Source organism: Streptomyces venezuelae (genome assembly GCF_008642275.1).
Lineage (GTDB): Bacteria > Actinomycetota > Actinomycetes > Streptomycetales > Streptomycetaceae > Streptomyces > Streptomyces venezuelae_E.
Genome location: NZ_CP029189.1, coordinates 7,041,000 through 7,059,994 on the forward strand (window position 1 = coordinate 7,041,000; position 18,995 = coordinate 7,059,994).

Sequence of the window (18,995 nt, forward strand, 5' to 3'; positions counted from 1 at the left end):
GTGCGTCGTGACAAACGAACCAACGAGACCCTCGCTTCATGCGCGCAAAGACTTCGGACCTACCCGTCTAGGCCGGTGGCCTTGTCCGGTGCTGTGTTCGGTCAGCCCTGTACACGTCGACGGACCGCCCCGAGGCCTGGCTGTTGAACTTGGCCCGAAGGAGCTCGAACAGGGACACTCCCTGATCGGGTCGTTCGAGGAGGATCCATGCAGCACTTCGCCGTTCGCGAGAATCCGCGTGTGGGGAGCGTCCGGGGGTACGTGTCGAAGCACGGCGTTCGGAAAGCATCGTGCACGGTACTCGCTGCCGCAGCCGTTCTGGCGCCGTCCGTCGCGCTGGCGGCTCCTGCCGCACCCGGCACGTACGCATACGTCGCCAACACGGGCCAGAACAAGGTCGAGGTGTTCGACACCGCCACCAACGCCCTCGTGACGAGCATCGACACCGGAGCGTTCAGCGGGCCCCTGCAGGTCGCCGCCACCCGAAACGGCAAGAAGGTCTACGTGACGGAGCGGGACTCGGGCGCCGTCTCGGCGATCGACGCCCTCACCAATACCGTGGTGGCCGAAATCCCCACGGGGAACGGCACTCCGGAGAGTGTGGCCATCTCGCCGGACGACCGTCGCGCCTATGTCACCGTGGAGGGGAACGGACTGGCCAACCGCGTGGTGGCGATCAACACCGCCACCGATGCCGTCGTGGGCACCCTCGAGACGGGGGAGGACACGCTCCCCAACGGGCTGGCGGTGTCCCCGGACGGGAAACGCCTCTACGTCGCCTACCGGGGCGCAGGTGTGGTGGCAGTGATCGACTCCGCCACCATGACGCTCATCACGACGGTGGACGTCGGACCGAGCGCACCGCGAAAGGTGGCCGTCTCGCCGAGCGGCGCACGTGTCTACGTCACCGAGAACAACTCGGGCGAGGTGTCGGTCATCGACACCGCCACCAACACGGTCGTGGTGCCGATTCCGGTCAACCAGGGGCTGGACGGCGTGAAGGTCTCGCTGGACGGAAAGCGCGTCTACGTCGCCGACCGGAACAACGCCCGGGTGGCGGTCATCGATGCCGCCACGAACAGTGTCGTCACGTCGATCCCCACCACCGGGGATCCCGCGGAGATGGCGGTTTCCCCCACCGGCGCCCGGCTGTACGTCAGCCACCCCAACGGCACGCAAGGGGTGTCGGTCATCGACCTCGCCACCAACTCCGTCTCGGCGACCTTCGACAGCCCCGAAGGCGCGCCCATCGGAATCGACCTGGGCTCGGTGCCGGGGACCTCGAAGGTGTCCTGCCCGGCCGGCAGCGTGCTGACGGGCGGCGGCTTCGGATCCATCGGTCCCGCACCGGATCAGCTCGTCAGCAGGCCGGTACCCGGCACCAACGACTGGGAGGTGAACGGGCAGAACAGGACGCGGGACGACGTCACCCTCACCCCGTACGTCGTCTGTGCCGCGCCATGACGGCCTCGCGACGGCCCGAAGGCAGCCGCCGACCGCCCTCGGGCGCCGGGTCCACCTCCAGCGGACAATGATCAGGAGTAAGTGCATGCCGTCTGAAAGCACAGCAGCAACGCGGCGGAGCGGTCCGCCGCGCCGGACCGGATGGGTCGCCGGAGCGGTTGTCTCGCTCGCCCTCACGGGTGCCGGTTTCGCGGCACCCGCAGCCGCCGCCATCCCGCAGGATCCGTCGGACGCGCAGTACCTGACGGTGAATCCGCCTCCGCAGCACGACGAATGCGCCGAGGGGCGGCCATGGGCCGAGTCGTGCGACCCCCACCCCGGCGAGCCTCCGTTTCCTCCCGGACCTCCCGGACCTCCCGGACCTCCTGGACCTCCCGGACCGGCTGGAGCACCCGGTCCTCCGGGAGCCCAGGGCGCTCCTGGGGTCCCCGGCCCGGCCGGCACCCCGGGATCAGCCGGTCCCGCCGGACCCCAGGGAGTAGCCGGACCTGCGGGCCCTCCCGGTCCCCCCGGAAGCGTTTTCACCCTCGTGGTCACGGGCCAGCCCGTCTTGATCCCCGCGGCCCCGTAGCGGCACCTGGCCCCGCGCGGGCTGCCGCACCGCACGGCCGGCACGACCACGTGCTGCCGGCCGTGCGGCGCACTGGCGGCACGAAACCACGGGCGGGAGCGGCTTTGACGACCACCAGCCGGCGTACTTCGAGGCGGCACGCCAACCGGGGCCGCATCATGGACCGCGGCCTGTGTTCCCTGCCTGTCAGGGATCCGTGACCAGCCCGGCCCAGCTGGCTGCCGCGCGGTCCAACTCCGCGTACGTGCCACCCCGGTAGCCGTGCTCGGGCAGGAGGAGCGCCTCCAGCCCGGTGGTGCGCCTCGTCGAGCATCCGGTACGTCGTGCCGACGGAGGGAGCCGCGCGCAGGAAGACCTTGAATCTCTCGGTTCGCAGGACCGGCTCGGTCACCGCTGCCGGCCCCGACCCGTCCACGGTCGTCACGTTCAGAACCTCTCGGGGAAGAGGTACGCCAGGACCAGGTACCCGATCAAGCTGACCGCAATGATGATGCCGACGATGTTCTCCGTGCTCACCCGCACCCGACTCCTCCGCGCGTCCTCGACCTGACCAGCGAACAGCAGCTGAGCCGCCCTGGGAACGCCCCTGATGCGCTCCTGACGGTTCCGGGGCGGGACTTTGACGGTGCATCGATGATGCGGAGGCACGTGCCCGGTGGGCTCCTTGACGACCTTCTGATTCGCCTCCATCAGGGCCGTGTCAAAGATCGGCTTCCATGCGGAAGGAACCCGTCAAAGGGTGCTGTCAGAGCCATCGGCCGGGCGCAGACTGGTGTGGCGACGGAGCCGGACGACGGACCGGCGGCATGCGGCCATCGGGCGGTGACCTGAACACCCCCGAAGACGCGCATGGTCCCACCGTGGGGGTACGGACCTGTGCGACCGCGTGTCGGTCACCCGTCGCACCACACATGGGCCGTCCGGCTCTCCGGTGGGGACACCGGGGCCGGACGGCTCGCGTGCTTCGGCCGCCATCCCGTACATGGCGGACCGAGTGGTGGTGCCGGTCACTTCGACTTCATGTGACGGCAGACGTCGGGAGCTCCGGCGACACCGGGGGGCCGTCGCCCGCTGTGGGGAGGGTGATGACCATCGTGAGACCGCCGCCCGGGGTGTCCTCGGCGGTGAGGGTTCCCCCGATGGCCTCGGTGAAGCCGCGGGCGACCGCGAGGCCGAGGCCGACGCCGGCTCCGCGCGGGGCGTCGCCGTGGCGCTGGAAGGGTTCGAAGATACGGTCCTTCGCCTCGTCGGGGACGCCGGGTCCGCGGTCGACGACCCTGAGCTCGACGCGGCTTCCCAGGGCGCTCGCGGAGACGATGACGGGCTGTCCGCCGGGGCTGTACTTGACGGCGTTCTCGACGATGTTGGCGACCGCCCGTTCCAGCAGGCCCCGGTCCACGGCGATCATCGGGAGCGTTTCGGGGATGTCGAGTTCGACGCTGTCCTCGGGTACGCCGCCCAGCGCCATCGGCACCACCTCGTCGAGGCCGGTTTCCCGGATGAGGGGGACGACGGTGCCGGTGTTGAGGCGTGACATGTCGAGCAGGTTGCCGATCAGGGCGCCGAGGCGGTCGGCACCGTCCTCGATGCCTTCGAGCAGTTCGGCCTTGTCCTCCTCGGACCACTCGACGTCGTCGGAGCGCAGGGAGGATACGGAGGCCTTGATACCGGCCAGCGGGGTGCGCAGGTCGTGGCTGACGGCGGCGAGCAGGGCGGTGCGGATGCGGTTGGCCTCGGCGAGCTCGCGCGACTTCTCCGCCTCGTCGACGAGGCGTTGGCGGTCGAGCACGACGGCCGCCTGGGCGGCGAAGGCGCCGAGGACGCGGCGGTCCTCGGCGGGCAGGACCCGGCCGGTGAGGGCGAGCGCCATGGTGTCGCCGATGGGCAGGTCCACGTCCGCGTCCTCGGGGCGGGCGACCGTGCCGGTGCCGACCGAGGCGGCCGTGGTCCAGGGGTCGACCTCGCTGGTGCGTTCCAGGAGGACCACCGACTGCATGGCGAAGGTCTCGCGGAGTCGCTCCAGCAGGGCGTCCAGGGAGTCTTCGCCGCGCAGGACGCTGCCCGCGAGGAAGGAGAGGATCTCGGATTCGGCGCGCAGGCGGGCGGCCTGGTGGGTGCGGCGGGCGGCGAGGTCGACCACGGAGGCGACGGAGACGGCCACGCCGACGAAGATCGCGATGGCGACGATGTTCTTGGGGTCGGAGATCGTGAACTCGTGCAGCGGCGGGGTGAAGTAGTAGTTCAGGAGGAGGGACCCGAACGCCGCCGAGGCCAGGGCGGGGAGCAGTCCGCCGAGCAGAGCCGCCGCCACCGTGCAGGTGAGGAAGAGCAGCATGTCGTTGGCGAGGCCGAGGTCGGGCACGAGCTGGTTCAGCAGCACGGTGAGCAGGGCGGGGCCGGCGATGCCGGTGATCCAGCCCCAGATGACGCGGGGGCGGCCGAGCCGGGCGCCGCGGGTGACGGGCAGGCGGCGGCCCTTGGCGGCCTCGTCGTGGGTGACGATGTGGACGTCGAGGTCGGGGCCCGACTCGCGGGCGACGGTCGCGCTGACGCCCGGGCTGAAGGCGTACTGCCAGGATCGTCTCCGGCTGACGCCGAGGACGATCTGGGTGGCGTTGCAGCCGCGGGCGAACTCCAGCAGCGCGTCCGGGATGTCGTCGCCTATGACGTGGTGGAAGGTGCCGCCGAGGTCCTCGACCAGGGTCCGCTGGACGGCGAGTTCCTTGGGCGACGCGGAGGTGAGGCCGTCGCTGGCGGCGATGTAGACGGCGAGCACCTCGCCTCCGGCTCCCTTCTCGGCGAGGCGGGCGGCACGGCGGATCAGGGTGCGGCCCTCGGGCCCGCCGGTGAGGCCGACGACGATGCGCTCCCGGGCCTGCCAGGTGGAACGGATGTTGTGCTCGCCGCGGTACTCCTGGAGGTACTCGTCGACCCGGTCGGCCACCCAGAGCAGCGCGAGCTCCCGCAGCGCGGTCAGGTTCCCGGGCCGGAAGTAGTTCGAGAGGGCCGCGTCGACCTTGTCCGGCTTGTAGACGTTGCCGTGGGCCATGCGGCGGCGCAGGGCCTGCGGGGACATGTCGACGAGCTCGATCTGGTCGGCCCGGCGTGCGACCTCGTCGGGGACGGTCTCGCGCTGGCGGACCCCGGTGATCGTCTCGACCACGTCACCGAGGGATTCGAGGTGCTGGATGTTGACGGTGGAGATGACGTCGATGCCGGCCTGGAGGAGTTCCTCGACGTCCTGCCAGCGCTTGGCGTTGCGCGAGCCGGGCACGTTGGTGTGGGCCAGCTCGTCCACCAGCGCGACAGCCGGGCGGCGCGCGAGGATCGCGTCCACGTCCATCTCGGTGAAGGCCGAGCCCCGGTACTCGATCTCGCGCCGCTCGACGAGTTCGAGGCCGTGCAGCATCACCTCGGTCCGCGGCCTGCTGTGGTGCTCGACGAAGCCGACGACGCAGTCGGTGCCCCGCTCGACCCGGCGGTGCGCCTCGGACAGCATGGCGTACGTCTTGCCGACGCCCGGTGCCGCGCCGAGGTAGATGCGGAGCTTGCCGCGTCCCATGTTCAGACTCTTCTTCTTGGTCGACGATCGGACGATCGGACGGTCGGGTGGGGATCAGGGTTCGAAGCGGTACCCCATACCCGGTTCGGTGATCAGGTACCGCGGGTGCGACGGGTCCGGTTCCAGCTTGCGCCGGAGCTGGGCCATGTAGACGCGCAGGTAGTTGGCGTTCTCCCCGTAGGTCGGGCCCCAGACCTCCAGCAGCAGTCGGCTCTGGGTGATCAGGCGGCCCGGGTGGGTGATGAGGATTTCCAGCAGGTGCCACTCGGTGGGAGTGAGCCGTACCGTGCGTTCGCCGCGGTACACCTTCTTCGCGACCAGGTCGACGGTGAACTCGTCGGTCGTGACCACGGCAACCTCGTCGGCCCGCGAGGAGCCGGCCGGCTCCCGTCTGCGGGCGGCCGCCCGCAGACGCGCCAGGAGCTCGTCCATGCTGAAGGGCTTCGTCACGTAGTCGTCCGCGCCCGCGTCCAGCGCGCGGATCTTGTCCTCCGAGGTGTGGCGGGCGGACAGCACCAGGATGGGCACCCGACTCCAGCCGCGCACGCTCCTGATCACGTCGACGCCGTCCATGTCGGGCAGCCCGAGGTCCAGGACGATGACGTCCGGCTTGCGCGCGGCCGCGAGCCGCAGGGCCGAGCCTCCGTCCGGAGCCTCTTCGACCTCGAACTTGCGCGCCTGGAGGTTGATCCTCAGTGCGCGGACGAGCTGGGGATCGTCCTCCACCACCAGCACCCGGGTCATTGGTGTGCAGCCTTTCCTTCGTTGGGAACAGCAGGACGGTCAGGACGGTCAGGACGGTAAGGAGCCGGCAGGGCGCGAGTGGTCCGCGTCCTGCCGGCTCCCGGTCCGTGCGAGGGGCGACATCAGCTCTTGGTCAGTGCCTTGAGGGCGGTGTTGAGTTCGAGCACGTTGACGCGGGGTTCGCCCATGAAGCCGAGGGTCCGGCCGGTGGTGTGGTCGGCGACGAGCTTCTCGACCTGCTTGACGTCGAGCTCGTTCCGTTCGGCGACCCGGTGGATCTGGAGCTTGGCGTACTCCGGCGAGATGTTCGGGTCGAGGCCGGAGCCGGACGAGGTGACGGCGTCGGCCGGGACGTCCTGCGGCTCGACCGTGTGGCCGGGCGTGGAGTTGTCGGTGATGACGGCTTCCTTCGCGGCGATGACCTGGGCGCAGAGGGTGCCTTCCGCGGCCTCCTTGGTGCACTGGCCGTGCACGGCGCCGTTGTCGGCGGAGCGGTTGGTGGCACCGGAGAGGATGAGGGAGTACCGGGTGTTGACGCTGTTGGTGCCCAGGCCGTTGGACGGGCGGGGCTGGAACCACTTCAGGTCCGGCTTCGCCGCCTCTTCGGGGTCGTTCGGATCCTTCTTCGGCAGGTTGTACGTCTGTCCGATGAGGGAGGAGCCGACGACCCGGCCGCTCTTGTCCTTGATCTCGGAACCGTTGGCCTTGTCGTTGAACAGGGCCTGGGCGATGCCCGTGACGGCCAGCGGGTAGAGGACCCCGCAGATCACCGTCAGGACGAGCAGGGCCCGCAGGCCCGCGCCGATCAGACGCGCCGTGTTGCCTACAGAGTTGTTCATCGCAGATCAGCCGATTCCGGGGATGAGGGAGATGAGGAGGTCGATGAGCTTGATGCCGATGAAGGGGGCGATCAGACCGCCGACCCCGTACAGCCCCAGATTGCGGCGGAGCATCCTGTCGGCGCTGGTCGGCTTGTACTGCACGCCCTTGAGGGCGAGCGGGACGAGGGCGATGATGATCAGCGCGTTGAAGACGACCGCGGAGAGGATCGCCGACTCGGGGGAGTGCAGGCCCATGACGTTGAGCTTGTCGAGGCCCGGGTAGACCACCGCGAACATCGCCGGGATGATCGCGAAGTACTTGGCGACGTCGTTGGCGATGGAGAAGGTCGTGAGGGCGCCCCGGGTGATGAGGAGCTGCTTGCCGATCTCGACGATCTCGATGAGTTTGGTGGGGTTGGAGTCCAGGTCCACCATGTTCCCGGCCTCCTTGGCGGCCGAGGTGCCCGTGTTCATGGCGACGCCCACGTCGGCCTGCGCCAGTGCGGGGGCGTCGTTGGTGCCGTCGCCCGTCATCGCGACGAGCTTCCCGCCGGCCTGCTCCCGCTTGATGAGCGCCATCTTGTCCTCGGGCGTTGCCTCGGCGAGGAAGTCGTCGACACCGGCCTCTTCGGCGATGGCCTTGGCCGTCAGCGGGTTGTCACCGGTGATCATGACGGTCTTGATGCCCATGCGCCGCAGCTCGTCGAACCGCTCGCGCATGCCCTCCTTGACCACGTCCTTCAGGTGGATGACGCCCAGGACACGGGCGCCCTTCCCGTCCTTGACGGCCACCAGCAGCGGGGTGCCGCCGGCCCCGGAGATGCGGTTGGCGAGCAGGTCGGCGTCGTCGGAGACCTGGCCGCCCTGCTCCCTGACCCAGGTGATCACCGATCCGGCCGCGCCCTTGCGGGTCTGCTTGCCGTCCACGTCCACACCCGACATACGGGTCTGGGCGGTGAAGGCGATCCACTCGGCGTGCGAGAGCTGGCCCTGGTGGCGCTCGCGCAGCCCGTACTTCTCCTTCGCCAGGACGACGATGGAACGGCCCTCGGGGGTCTCGTCCGCGAGGGAGGACAGCTGGGCGGCGTCCGCCAGCTCGGCCTCCGTCGTCCCCTTGACCGGTACGAACTCGGAGGCCTGGCGGTTGCCGAGGGTGATGGTGCCCGTCTTGTCGAGCAGGAGGGTGGAGACGTCGCCCGCGGCTTCGACGGCCCGGCCGGACATGGCCAGGACGTTGCGCTGCACGAGGCGGTCCATGCCGGCGATGCCGATGGCGGAGAGCAGCGCGCCGATCGTGGTCGGGATCAGGCACACCAGCAGGGCCGTCAGCACGATCATCGACTGCTCGGCGCCCGCGTAGATCGCGAACGGCTGGAGGGTGACGACGGCCAGGAGGAAGACGATCGTCAGGGACGCGAGGAGGATGTTCAGCGCGATCTCGTTCGGCGTCTTCTGCCGGGCCGCGCCCTCCACCAGGGCGATCATGCGGTCGATGAACGTCTCGCCCGGCTTCGTCGTGATCTTGACGACGATCCGGTCGGAGAGGACCTTCGTTCCGCCGGTCACCGCGCTGCGGTCGCCGCCGGACTCCCGGATCACCGGGGCGGACTCGCCAGTGATCGCCGACTCGTCGACCGAGGCCACGCCTTCGACGACGTCACCGTCGCCGGGGATGGTGTCGCCGGCTTCGCAGACCACCAGGTCGCCGATCTTCAGGTCGGTGCCCGGGACCTGTTCCTCGCCCCTGCCGTCCGTGGTCAGGCGGCGGGCGACGGAGTCGGTCTTGGCCCTGCGCAGGGTGTCCGCCTGGGCCTTGCCGCGGCCCTCGGCCACGGCCTCGGCGAGGTTGGCGAAGATCGTGGTCAGCCACAGCCAGGCGGTGATCGCCCAGCCGAACCACTCCGTCGGGTCCTTGACGGCCAGCACGGTCGTGACGACCGAGCCGACGAGGACCACGAACATGACCGGCGACTTGATCATGATGCGCGGGTCGAGCTTGCGCACCGCGTCGGGGAAGGACTTCAGCAGCTGCTTGGGGTCGAACAGGCCCCCGCCGACGCGGCCGGCGGGCGGCTTGTGGCCGGTGGGCAGGTCCTCGTGCGGGGCACGGGTCTCAGTGGCGGTGCTCATGATGCGAGCCCTTCGGCGAGCGGCCCCAGCGCGAGGGCGGGGAAGTAGGTCAGACCGGTGACGATGAGGATCGTGCCGACGAGGAGGCCGGTGTAGAGCGGCTTGTCGGTACGGAGGGTGCCCGCCGTCTCGGGGACGGGCTTCTGCTCGGCGAGCGAACCGGCGAGCGCCAGGACGAACACCATGGGCAGGAAGCGGCCCAGGAGCATGGCGATGCCGATCGTGGAGTTGAACCACTGGGTGTCCGCGTTCAGGCCCGCGAACGCGGAGCCGTTGTTGTTGGCGCCCGAGGTGTAGGCGTACAGCACCTCGGAGAAGCCGTGCGCCCCGGAGTTCAGCATCGAGTGCGGTGGAGTCGGCAGGGCCATGGCCGCGGCCGTGAAGCACAGCACCAGCGCCGGGGTGATCAGGATGTAGCAGGCCGCGAACTTGATCTCGCGGGTGCCGATCTTCTTGCCCAGGTACTCGGGGGTGCGGCCGACCATCAGACCGGCGATGAACACCGCGATGATCGCCATGACCAGCATGCCGTAGAGGCCGGAGCCGACACCGCCGGGGGCGATCTCGCCGAGCTGCATGCCCAGTAGCTGGATGCCGCCGCCGAGGCCGGTGTAGGAGGAGTGGAAGGAGTTGACCGCGCCGGTCGAGGTCAGTGTCGTGGCGACCGAGAAGATCGCGGAGGCGCCGACGCCGAAGCGGGTCTCCTTGCCCTCCATCGCGCCGCCCGCGACCTCGAAGGCCGGGCCGTGGTGCGAGAACTCGGTCCACATCATCAGTGCCGTGAAGCCGAGCCAGATCGTCGCCATCGTCGCGAGGATCGCGTAGCCCTGCCGCAGGTTGCCGACCATCCGGCCGAAGGTACGGGTCAGCGCGAACGGGATGACGAGGATCAGGAAGATCTCGAAGAGGTTGGAGAACGGGGTGGGGTTCTCGAAGGGGTGGGCGGAGTTGGCGTTGAAGTAGCCGCCGCCGTTCGTTCCCAGTTCCTTGATGACCTCCTGGGAGGCCACGGCCCCGCCGTTCCACTGCTGGGTGCCGCCCGTGAACTGGCCGACCTCGTGGATCCCGGCGAAGTTCTGGATCGCGCCGCAGGCGACGAGGACGATCGCGCCGACGACGGCGATGGGCAGGAGGATGCGGACGGTGCCGCGTACCAGGTCGGCCCAGAAGTTGCCGAGTTCACCGGTGCGGGAGCGGGCGAAGCCCCGTACGAGGGCCACGGCGACGGCCATGCCGACGGCGGCCGAGACGAAGTTCTGCACCGCGAGGCCGCCGGTCTGCACGACGTGGCCCATGGCCTGCTCGCCGTAGTACGACTGCCAGTTCGTGTTGGCCACGAACGAGGCGGCGGTGTTGAACGCCTGGTCGGGATCGATCGCGGCGAAGCCGAGCGAGCCGGGCAGGACGCCCTGGGCGCGCTGGAGGCCGTAGAGGAAGAGCACGCTGACTGCGGAGAAGGCGAGGACGCCGCGCAGGTAGGCGGGCCAGCGCATCTCGGCGGAGGGGTTGGCGCCGATCGCCTTGTAGATCCACTTCTCCGGCTCGTAGTGCTTCTCGGAGGAGTAGACGCGGGCCATGTAGTCGCCCAGGGGGCGGTAGGCCAGCGCGAGCGCGGCGATCAGTGCGAGGAGCTGGAGCACACCAGCGAGAGCGGGACTCATCTGTGGCTAGAACCTCTCCGGCTTGACGAGGGCGAGGACGAGGTAGCCCAGCAGGGCGACGGCCACGACGAGGCCGACGATGTTCTCGGCGTTCACAGCTTGGTCACCCCCTTGGCGATGAGAGCCACCAGCGCGAACACCGCGACCGTGGTGACGACGAAGGCCAGATCGGCCATCGCGAGCTCCTGAGTGAAGTGGGAAGTAATGAATCGGCCAGATGGCCGATGACGAGGTAACCGTGTCTTCATCCCGGCGTTAAGACGCCTTGACGGTGTCCATACGGGCGCACGGGGACTCTTGACGCCACCCTGACGGGCAGGGACGGAGAAGGCTCGCGGTCAGCCCGGGTGGGACAGGCCGGCAGTGTCCAGGGCGGCGCCGGCCTGCGCGGCCTGCGCGGCCGGCGTGAAGGCCGCCGACGGCGCGGCGACGGCTCCGGCGATCCGCGTGCCGATGGCGGCAAGCGCCACCACCGCGACGGCGAGGACCAGCGCCGCGTGCGTCGCCGAAAGATCCGTACGGACGGCCACGAGCGCGAGCGCCACGAGGAAGGGGGCCAGCGGTGTGAAGCCCCTATGAAGTGTCCCCCCGCCGGAAGGGGAAGCACCCGTCGCTGCGCGGTCTTGACACCCCTCATACGACTGGCCCGCCCGGGCATCAAGGGCGCGTGAAGACTGGCGTGGCGGTCGTACGGATGACGCCAAGAACACTGGTGATCCGGCCATGGCGCTCGGACGCTGTCCTCACTTTGGTCCGACGGAGGAACAGCGAGAGATGTCCATAGACATGGGAAAGCCGAGCGCGGCAGGACGGGCCCCGGGCACGGAGGATCCTCCTGATACCGGTGTGAGGACACCGGCGGACGGCGACCGCCACCGGCTGACCGCCCTCCAGGGGCTGGCCGCGCTGTCCCTGGACGCGATGGCGTCCGTGGCCTACGGGCCGGAGTCGATCGTGCTCGTCCTGGCCGCGGCCGGTGCCCACGGCCTGGGCTTCACCCTTCCCGTCACCCTGGCGATCGCCGCGCTGCTCGCGGTGCTGGTGGCCTCGTACCGGCAGGTGATCGCCGCGTTCCCGGACGGCGGCGGCTCGTACGCGGTCGCCAGACGGCACCTGGGCCGGCGCACGAGCCTGGTCGCGGCGGCCTCCCTGATCCTGGACTACGTCCTGAACGTCGCCGTGTCCGTCACGGCCGGCGTGGCCGCCCTCACCTCGGCCTTCCCCGAGCTGTACGGGGAGCGGGTGTGGATCTGCCTGGGCGTCCTCCTCCTGGTCACCGCGGTGAACCTGCGCGGTGTCGTGGAGTCCGCCAAGGCGTTCCTCGTGCCGACCGCAGTGTTCGTCGGGTCGATCCTCGCGATGGTCGTCGCCGGGCTCTTCCGCAGCGGTCCCGTCAGCACCGCGTCCGCCGCCGGGCACGCCACCGCCCTCGGCGAGGGCGCGACCACCGTCGGCGCGCTGCTGCTGCTGAAGGCCTTCGCCGCCGGCTGCTCCGCCCTGACCGGGGTCGAGGCCGTCGCCAACGCCGTTCCCTCCTTCCGGGCTCCGGCCGCTCGCCGGGCCCAGCGCACCGAGGTCGCGCTCGGCGCGCTCCTGGGCGTGATGCTGATCGGCCTGTCGGTCCTCATCGGGCGCTTCCACCTCCAGCCCGTCGAGGGCGTCACCGTCCTCGCCCAGCTCGCGGACGCCTCCTTCGGCCACAACGCCGCTTTCTACGTGGTCCAGTTCGCCACGATGGTGCTGCTCGCGCTCGCCGCGAACACCTCCTTCGGCGGACTGCCCGTGCTGATGAGCCTGCTCGCCCGGGACAACCACCTGCCGCACGTCTTCGCCCTCAAGGCCGACCGCCAGGTCCACCGCCACGGCGTGGTCTGGCTGGCCCTGGTCTCCGCGCTCCTGCTCGTCTTCTCCGGCGGCGACACCAACACCCTCGTCCCGCTCTTCGCCATCGGCGTCTTCGTCGGCTTCACCATCTGCCAGCTCGGCATGGTCCGGCACTGGTACGGGGAACGGCCGCGCGGCTGGCGGGCGAAGGCGGCCCTCAACGGCTTCGGCGCCCTGCTGACCGGCGTCTCGGCCCTCGTGGTCACCGCCACCAAGTTCACCGAGGGCGCCTGGCTGATCGTCGTCGCGCTGCCGCTGCTCGTCCTCGGCTTCGGACGCGTCCACCGGGCGTACGCCGAGATCGGCGAACGCCTGGAGCTCGGCCGGATCCCGCAGGCACCGCGCCGGTCCCGCTCGCTGGTCGTGGTGCCCGTCTCCGGTCTGTCCCGCCTGACCAGCCAGGCGCTCACGGCCGCCCGCTCACTGGGCGACGAGGTCCTCGCCGTGACCGTCACCCACCCGTCTCCCGAGGACCGTGAAGCGGCCGAAGCCCTGCGGCGCGACTGGGAGCTGTGGAAGCCCGGCGTCGAGCTGATCGAGCTCGCCCCTCAGACCCGATCGCTCGGCCGCCCCCTGTCGGCGTACGTACGGAAGCTGGCGCAGACCCATCAGGACGCGCAGGTGACCGTCCTGATCCCGGAGACCGAACCCGCCCGCCTCTGGCAGCGGCTGCTGCAGAACCAGCGCGGCTCCGTCGTCGCCCACGCGGTCCGCCGCGACACCGACGCCGTGATCTGCCGACTCCGCTTCCGCGTCACGGCCGAGGCACGTTGACGCCCCTCTGACGGCTGTTCGACGGGTCTCGTGCGCCCGCATGGTGATCGGGCGCCGCGCCGGGACGGTGTCGTCGAGCGGGCCGTCGGCCCGCTTCGGCCAGGAGGAGGGCTGGCTGCTGCCGGCACCACCCGGCGGGTGGGCTCTGCCGCCAGAGCGCGGGGCTGTGCTACGCCACCAGGAGGAAAGGCGTTAAGAGGGCGTCAGGATTCCGTCAGACGAGGCTATAGACGTATTGGCTGCGTTCTCGCTGCGTACGCTGGCCCAGCCGTCGACTCCGATGGCCGAATCCACGCTGCACGACGGGAGCGCCCCACGATGGCCACCCCTGCCCGCTCCTCGCGCCTGCGCGCGTGGATGCTGGAAGGCTTGACCGCCGAGAACAGTTCGCCCGCTGCCAAGGAGGCGGCGGCCCAGCCGCACGGCCGGCCCTGGTGGCGGGTGATGTGCCTGACGGGTCTGGACTACTTCTCCACCCTCGGCTACCAGCCCGGCATCGCCTTCCTCGCGGCCGGTCTGCTCTCGCCGCTGGCGACCATCGTGCTCGTCCTGCTGACCCTCTTCGGCGCCCTGCCCGTCTACCGGCGGGTGGCCGAGGAGAGCCCGCACGGCGAGGGCTCCATCGCCATGCTGGAGAAGCTCCTCTCCTTCTGGAAGGGCAAGCTCTTCGTCCTGACCCTGCTCGGGTTCGCGGCCACCGACTTCCTCATCACCATCACCCTCTCCGCCGCGGACGCGACCGCGCACATGGTGGAGAACCCGCACCTCACCAGTACCCTCCACGGCCACGAGGTCCTGATCACCCTGATCCTGATCGCGCTGCTCGGCGGCGTCTTCCTCAAGGGGTTCAGCGAGGCCATCGGCGTCGCCGTGGTCCTCGTGGGCACCTACCTCGGCCTGAACGTCGTGGTGGTGGCGGTCGGGCTGTGGCACGTGTTCACCGCACCGCAGGTCATCACGGACTGGACGGCCGCGCTGACCGCGGAGCACGGCAACGTGTTCATGATGATCGCCATCGCACTCGTCGTGTTCCCGAAGCTCGCACTGGGCCTGTCCGGGTTCGAGACCGGTGTGGCGGTCATGCCGCACGTGAAGGGTGACCCCGACGACACCGAGGAGAAGCCCGCCGGGCGGATCCGCGGCGCCAAGAAGCTGCTGACCACGGCTGCCGTGATCATGAGCGTCTTCCTGATCTGCTCCAGCCTGATCACCACGCTGCTCATCCCGGCCGCCCAGTTCGAGCCCGGCGGCGAGGCCAACGGCCGCGCCCTCGCGTACCTGGCCCACGAGTACCTGGGCTCCGCCTTCGGCACCGTCTACGACATCTCCACGATCCTGATCCTGTGGTTCGCGGGGTCCTCGGCGATGGCGGGCCTGCTCAACCTGATGCCGCGCTACCTGCCCCGCTACGGCATGGCCCCGCAGTGGGCCCGCGCCCTGCGCCCGATGGTCATCGTGTTCACCCTCGTCGCGTTCCTCGTGACCTGGCTCTTCGACGCCGACGTCGACGCGCAGGGCGGCGCCTACGCCACCGGTGTCCTGGTCCTGATCACCTCGGCGGCGGTAGCCGTGACCATCGCGGCCCGCCGTGCCGGGGAGCGCGGCTGGACCATCGGCTTCGGGATCATCTCCGCCGTCTTCATCTACACCACGGCCGTCAACGTCGTGGAGCGCCCGGACGGTGTGAAGATCGGTGCCTGCTTCATCGGCGGCATCATGGCGCTCTCCCTGCTCTCCCGCCTGGCCCGCGTCTTCGAGCTGCGCGTCACGCACATCGAGTTCGACGACATGGCGCAGCGGTTCATCCGTGACACCGCCAACCGCACGATCCGGTTCATCGCCAACGAGCCCGACAACCGGGACCTGGAGGAGTACCGGCAGAAGAAGGCGCAGATCCGCGCGGACAACGACATCCCGGCCGAGGACGACGTGATGTTCGTCGAGGTCACGGTCCTGGACGCGTCCGAATTCGAGTCCGGGATGCGCGTACGCGGCGAGGTCCTGCACGGCCGCTACCGCGTCCTGACCCTGGAGAGCTCCAGCATCCCCAACGCGCTGGCCGCCCTCCTCCTCCACGTCCGCGACGAGACCGGCCAGCGGCCCCACATCTACTTCGAGTGGACGGAAGGCAACCCGATGGCCAACTTCTTCCGCTTCTTCCTCTTCGGCCAGGGCGAGGTCGCCCCGGTCACCCGCGAGGTCATCCGCGAGGCCGAACCGGACCGCAGCCGCCGCCCGCACGTGCACGCCGGCTGACGGGCGCGCACGGGCATTCCCCGCCTTCGCAGTTGGTCAGGCACTGCAGAAGATCGCGGTCTCGCTCCCCGTTCGGCGGGGTGGCGCGGTGGACCCGATGGCCGGTGTCACGTGTCTCCTGGAGCAGGGGACCGGGCCCACGCCGATCGGCCGGAAGTGCCACTCCCACCGACCGCACCACGCCCTAGACTGCGACCGCTCCAGGACCTGGCGATCATCGGGAGGGCGTGCAAGATGAAGCGAGCACTGATCAGCACATTCGCGGCTTTGGCGTTAGTCGTGTCCGGGGGAGGTGTGGCCACCGCTTCCGACGGCGCTCCGCCGCGCACCACGCACGGTCCTTGCCAGTACACGCAGACCCCGGACGAACCGCCCGCGCGCCGTGTTCCGCTGCCGCCCGACCCGCGGCGCACCCCCAGCCGTGGCACGGTGGACATGGCCGTTCCGACCAGCCAGGGCCCCCTCCCGCTGCACTTGGACCGGGCCAAGGCGCCGTGCACGGTGCAGAGTTTCCTGCACCTGGCCCGGCACGGGTTCTACGACCGCACGGTGTGCCACCGTCTGACGGCGTATCCGACGCTGAAGGTCCTGCAGTGCGGTGACCCGACCGGAACCGGTGAGGGCGGGCCCGGGTACAAGTACAAGGACGAGCTGCCGGTGGACCTGCCCCCGGCACCGACCGATCCGACCGGCACCCGCCGCCTCTACGGGCGTGGCCTGCTGGCGATGGCCAACGCCGGTCCGGACACGAACGGTTCGCAGTTCTTCGTCGTCTACGGAGACTCCGCGCTGCGGCCGAACTACACGGTGTTCGGCACGGTCGGCGCCGACGGCCTGACGACACTCGACAAGACCGCCGCCGGAGGTATCGAGCCGACCGCGGAGGACCCGGCGCCGGTCGACGGCACCCCCGTGCTGCGGACCGAGCTGTTCCGTGTCCGGCAGTCCTGCGAGCACTGACGCTCCGCGACGTGGCTCGCAGGTGGCGGCCGGGCGCCTGCTCCGGCGGCGCCCGCCTCGGGCCGATCACGGGCGGGTGATCCGCGGGGGCGGCGGATCACCCGCCCCCGCGGATTCCGGCGCGGACACGTCGACGCCCGCCTCGCCCGGGGCCCCTCGCCACGGGTGGACGGGGACCGAGGTGTCGGTGAACGCCCCGCCGATCGTGCGACCGTGACCGCGTGGTCGGCGCGGGAGGCGGCCTCCCCCGTCGCGCCCTGGGCCGTCGCTACTCCGCCGCCGCAGACGGCTGGCGGCCGGGCGGGGTCAGGGCGTGGCTGGCGATCACGGCGGCCTGGACGCGTCGTTCCACCCCGAGCTTGACGAACAGCCGCGAGATGATGTTCTTCACGGTCTTCTCCGCCAGGTACAGCCGCTTGCCGATCTCCCGGTTGGTGAGCCCCTCGCTGACCATCAGGAGGATCTCCTTCTCCCGGTCCGTGAAGCCGGGCAGCCCCGGTGCCCGCTGCTCCTGCCGGGGCGCGTCTCCGCGCATGCGTGCCATCAGCCGGGCGGTGGCCCCCGGGTCGAGCATCGACTGGCCGGCGGCCACCGTCCGGACGGCGGTCACCAGGTCGGTTCCGGTGATCTGCTTCAGAACGTATCCGGAGGCCCCCGCCATCACGGCGTCCAGGAGTGCCTCCTCGTCGTCGAAGGACGTGAGCATCAGGCACGCCAGCTCCGGCATCTGCGAGCGCAGCTCACGGCACACGCCCACGCCGTCCCCGTCCTGGAGCCGCACGTCCAGGATCGCGACCTGGGGACGCAGCGCCGGGATGCGGACCAGCGCCTGCTCGGCCGTGCCCGCTTCGCCGACCACGGTGAGGTCGGGCTCGGCGTCCAGCAGATCGTGCACTCCCCGGCGTACGACCTCGTGGTCGTCGAGGAGGAAGACGCGGATCGGTTCCGTCGCGGGGGAGGGGGCACTGCTGCCGGTCATGACGCAACTCCTTCGCCTGTGTTCGTCCCGGGACGCACGAACACCCCAGGCATCCTCCCCCCGGACGGGCCGGAGGGACAGGGCCGATCGGCCCTCAGGGGACGGCGGTTCCCGGCCACGGGCAGCGGCCGGGCCCTCGGGAAAGGGACCTTCGGCCCTGCCACGAGGGCCTGCCGGACCTTCCCGGACGGGCGCGGCACCGGATGGACTGGTGGCGCACGGGGAAGGGCGCGACTCGACGGAGCCGCACGCAGCGCGGAGGACGCCATGACGACCGCTTTGATCGACCTGAAGACCGTGGCCCGGGACGACCGCGGTCTGCGCGTCGCCCTGGCCGGAGAGCTCGACTTCCACACGGCCGGGCAGGTGGGGCCGCGTCTGCGGGAACTCGCCGGATCCGGGCACCGGTGCCTCGTCCTGGACCTGTGCGGGCTCTCCTTCTGCGACAGCGCGGGCATCGACCTCCTGACCCGTCTGGACCGCCACTGCCGGGCCGCGGGAACGCGGCTCCTCCTGTGCGACGTTCCGCCCCTGGTGGTCAAGTCCATCCGGGTGCTCGCCGCCGACCGCGAGCTGACGTTCGCCGTGTCGTGAAGGAACCGTTCGGCCCGGTCGCACCAGTGGACCGGGAGGGGCGCCGCGAGACCGGAAACCGCAGACGACCGAGCCGCGCCGGACGAAGGTACGCATCATGGACCAGCAGGGCACACGGCGACCGGCCGGGCGGACCGGCGCCGCCACGGCTCCCCGGCACATGCGGGAGCTGGACAGGGCGGAGTCCCTCGGGCTCCTCGCCACGGTGTCCCTGGGCCGCATCGTCTTCACCCAGCACGCGCTGCCCGCCGTCCGACCCGTGAACCACCTCGTCGAGGGCGGGGACATCGTCATCCGGATCCACGACGGCGGGGCCCTCGCCTCCTTGGCCGCGCCCGCCGAAGCCCCCGGTGTCGTGGTGGCGTACGAAGCGGACGCCATCGACCCCGACACCCACCTCGGCTGGAGCGTCGTCGTCACCGGCTACGCGCGGCGGGTCGCCGACGCCCGGGACGCCGACCGGTACGCGGACCTGCTCCGCCCCTGGGTGGTACCTCCGACGACCAGCGCCCTGCGGATCCACGCGGATCTCGTCACGGGAATCCGGCTGGAGGCCGCCCCCGCGCCCGCACCGTCGCCCGCCCCGGCGGTCTGC

14 protein-coding genes and 1 pseudogene are annotated in these 18,995 nt (G+C 70.5%); 6 read left to right on the plus strand and 9 right to left on the minus strand.

The features are described 5' to 3' along the window. Positions 1-207 precede the first annotated feature (207 nt). On the plus strand, positions 208-1,464 hold the full coding sequence (locus DEJ51_RS31230; RefSeq protein ID WP_150260979.1) for a beta-propeller fold lactonase family protein: 1,257 nt from the start codon (positions 208-210) through the stop codon (positions 1,462-1,464). Between the two features lie 997 nt (positions 1,465-2,461). Here the strand turns inward: DEJ51_RS31230 and kdpF (DEJ51_RS31245) are convergent. The 8 genes from kdpF (DEJ51_RS31245) to DEJ51_RS31280 all read right to left on the minus strand — a co-directional run bounded on the left by kdpF (DEJ51_RS31245) (position 2,462) and on the right by DEJ51_RS31280 (position 11,498). Further along, entirely contained in the window at positions 2,462-2,551 is a 90-nt protein-coding gene (kdpF, locus tag DEJ51_RS31245) for a K(+)-transporting ATPase subunit F (protein WP_150260981.1), read from the minus strand. A 502-nt stretch (positions 2,552-3,053) separates the two neighbouring features. Then, positions 3,054-5,597 carry a sensor histidine kinase gene (locus DEJ51_RS31250; RefSeq protein ID WP_150260982.1) on the minus strand — a complete coding sequence of 848 codons (2,544 nt, stop codon included), beginning with the start codon at positions 5,595-5,597 and terminating at the stop codon, positions 3,054-3,056. Between the two features lie 54 nt (positions 5,598-5,651). Continuing rightward, positions 5,652-6,341: a response regulator gene (locus DEJ51_RS31255; protein WP_150260983.1), complete on the minus strand. Its 690-nt coding sequence runs from the start codon at positions 6,339-6,341 to the stop codon at positions 5,652-5,654. Between the two features lie 122 nt (positions 6,342-6,463). Beyond that, positions 6,464-7,180 (minus strand): potassium-transporting ATPase subunit C, encoded by a 717-nt coding sequence (locus DEJ51_RS31260; RefSeq protein WP_150260984.1) that lies wholly within the window; start codon positions 7,178-7,180, stop codon positions 6,464-6,466. A 6-nt stretch (positions 7,181-7,186) separates the two neighbouring features. Continuing rightward, positions 7,187-9,292, minus strand: a complete 2,106-nt coding sequence (kdpB, locus tag DEJ51_RS31265) for a potassium-transporting ATPase subunit KdpB (protein ID WP_150260985.1) — start codon at positions 9,290-9,292, stop codon at positions 7,187-7,189. After that, positions 9,289-10,953 (minus strand): potassium-transporting ATPase subunit KdpA, encoded by a 1,665-nt coding sequence (gene kdpA, locus DEJ51_RS31270; RefSeq protein ID WP_150260986.1) that lies wholly within the window; start codon positions 10,951-10,953, stop codon positions 9,289-9,291. The genes kdpB and kdpA overlap by 4 nt, the downstream gene beginning before the upstream one ends. A gap of 6 nt (positions 10,954-10,959) precedes the next feature. Continuing rightward, complete coding sequence (kdpF, locus tag DEJ51_RS31275) at positions 10,960-11,049, minus strand: K(+)-transporting ATPase subunit F (RefSeq protein ID WP_037884112.1); 90 nt, start codon at positions 11,047-11,049, stop codon at positions 10,960-10,962. A 242-nt stretch (positions 11,050-11,291) separates the two neighbouring features. Continuing rightward, positions 11,292-11,498 (minus strand): hypothetical protein, encoded by a 207-nt coding sequence (locus DEJ51_RS31280; RefSeq protein ID WP_190620793.1) that lies wholly within the window; start codon positions 11,496-11,498, stop codon positions 11,292-11,294. Between the two features lie 229 nt (positions 11,499-11,727). Here DEJ51_RS31280 and DEJ51_RS31285 point away from each other — a divergent pair, with 229 nt between their 5' ends. From DEJ51_RS31285 to DEJ51_RS31295, 3 genes are all read left to right on the plus strand, one after another. Then, on the plus strand, positions 11,728-13,611 hold the full coding sequence (locus DEJ51_RS31285) for an APC family permease (RefSeq protein WP_150260987.1): 1,884 nt from the start codon (positions 11,728-11,730) through the stop codon (positions 13,609-13,611). A gap of 318 nt (positions 13,612-13,929) precedes the next feature. Beyond that, the gene (locus DEJ51_RS31290) at positions 13,930-15,867 is read left to right on the plus strand and encodes an APC family permease (RefSeq protein ID WP_150260988.1); all 1,938 of its coding nucleotides are present in this window, start codon (positions 13,930-13,932) and stop codon (positions 15,865-15,867) included. Positions 15,868-16,161: 294 nt separating this feature from the next. Next, positions 16,162-16,827 (plus strand): peptidylprolyl isomerase, encoded by a 666-nt coding sequence (locus DEJ51_RS31295; protein ID WP_223836058.1) that lies wholly within the window; start codon positions 16,162-16,164, stop codon positions 16,825-16,827. 268 nt (positions 16,828-17,095) lie between these two features. On the opposite strand, the gene DEJ51_RS31300 is transcribed toward DEJ51_RS31295, so the two are convergent. Then, positions 17,096-17,806, minus strand: a complete 711-nt coding sequence (locus DEJ51_RS31300) for a response regulator (RefSeq protein WP_150260990.1) — start codon at positions 17,804-17,806, stop codon at positions 17,096-17,098. Positions 17,807-18,073: 267 nt separating this feature from the next. Here DEJ51_RS31300 and DEJ51_RS31305 point away from each other — a divergent pair, with 267 nt between their 5' ends. After that, positions 18,074-18,400 (plus strand): STAS domain-containing protein, encoded by a 327-nt coding sequence (locus tag DEJ51_RS31305; protein ID WP_150260991.1) that lies wholly within the window; start codon positions 18,074-18,076, stop codon positions 18,398-18,400. Positions 18,401-18,497: 97 nt separating this feature from the next. After that, positions 18,498-18,962 (plus strand): annotated as a pseudogene (locus DEJ51_RS31310) (pyridoxamine 5'-phosphate oxidase family protein); the annotation flags it as partial. Positions 18,963-18,995 lie beyond the last annotated feature (33 nt).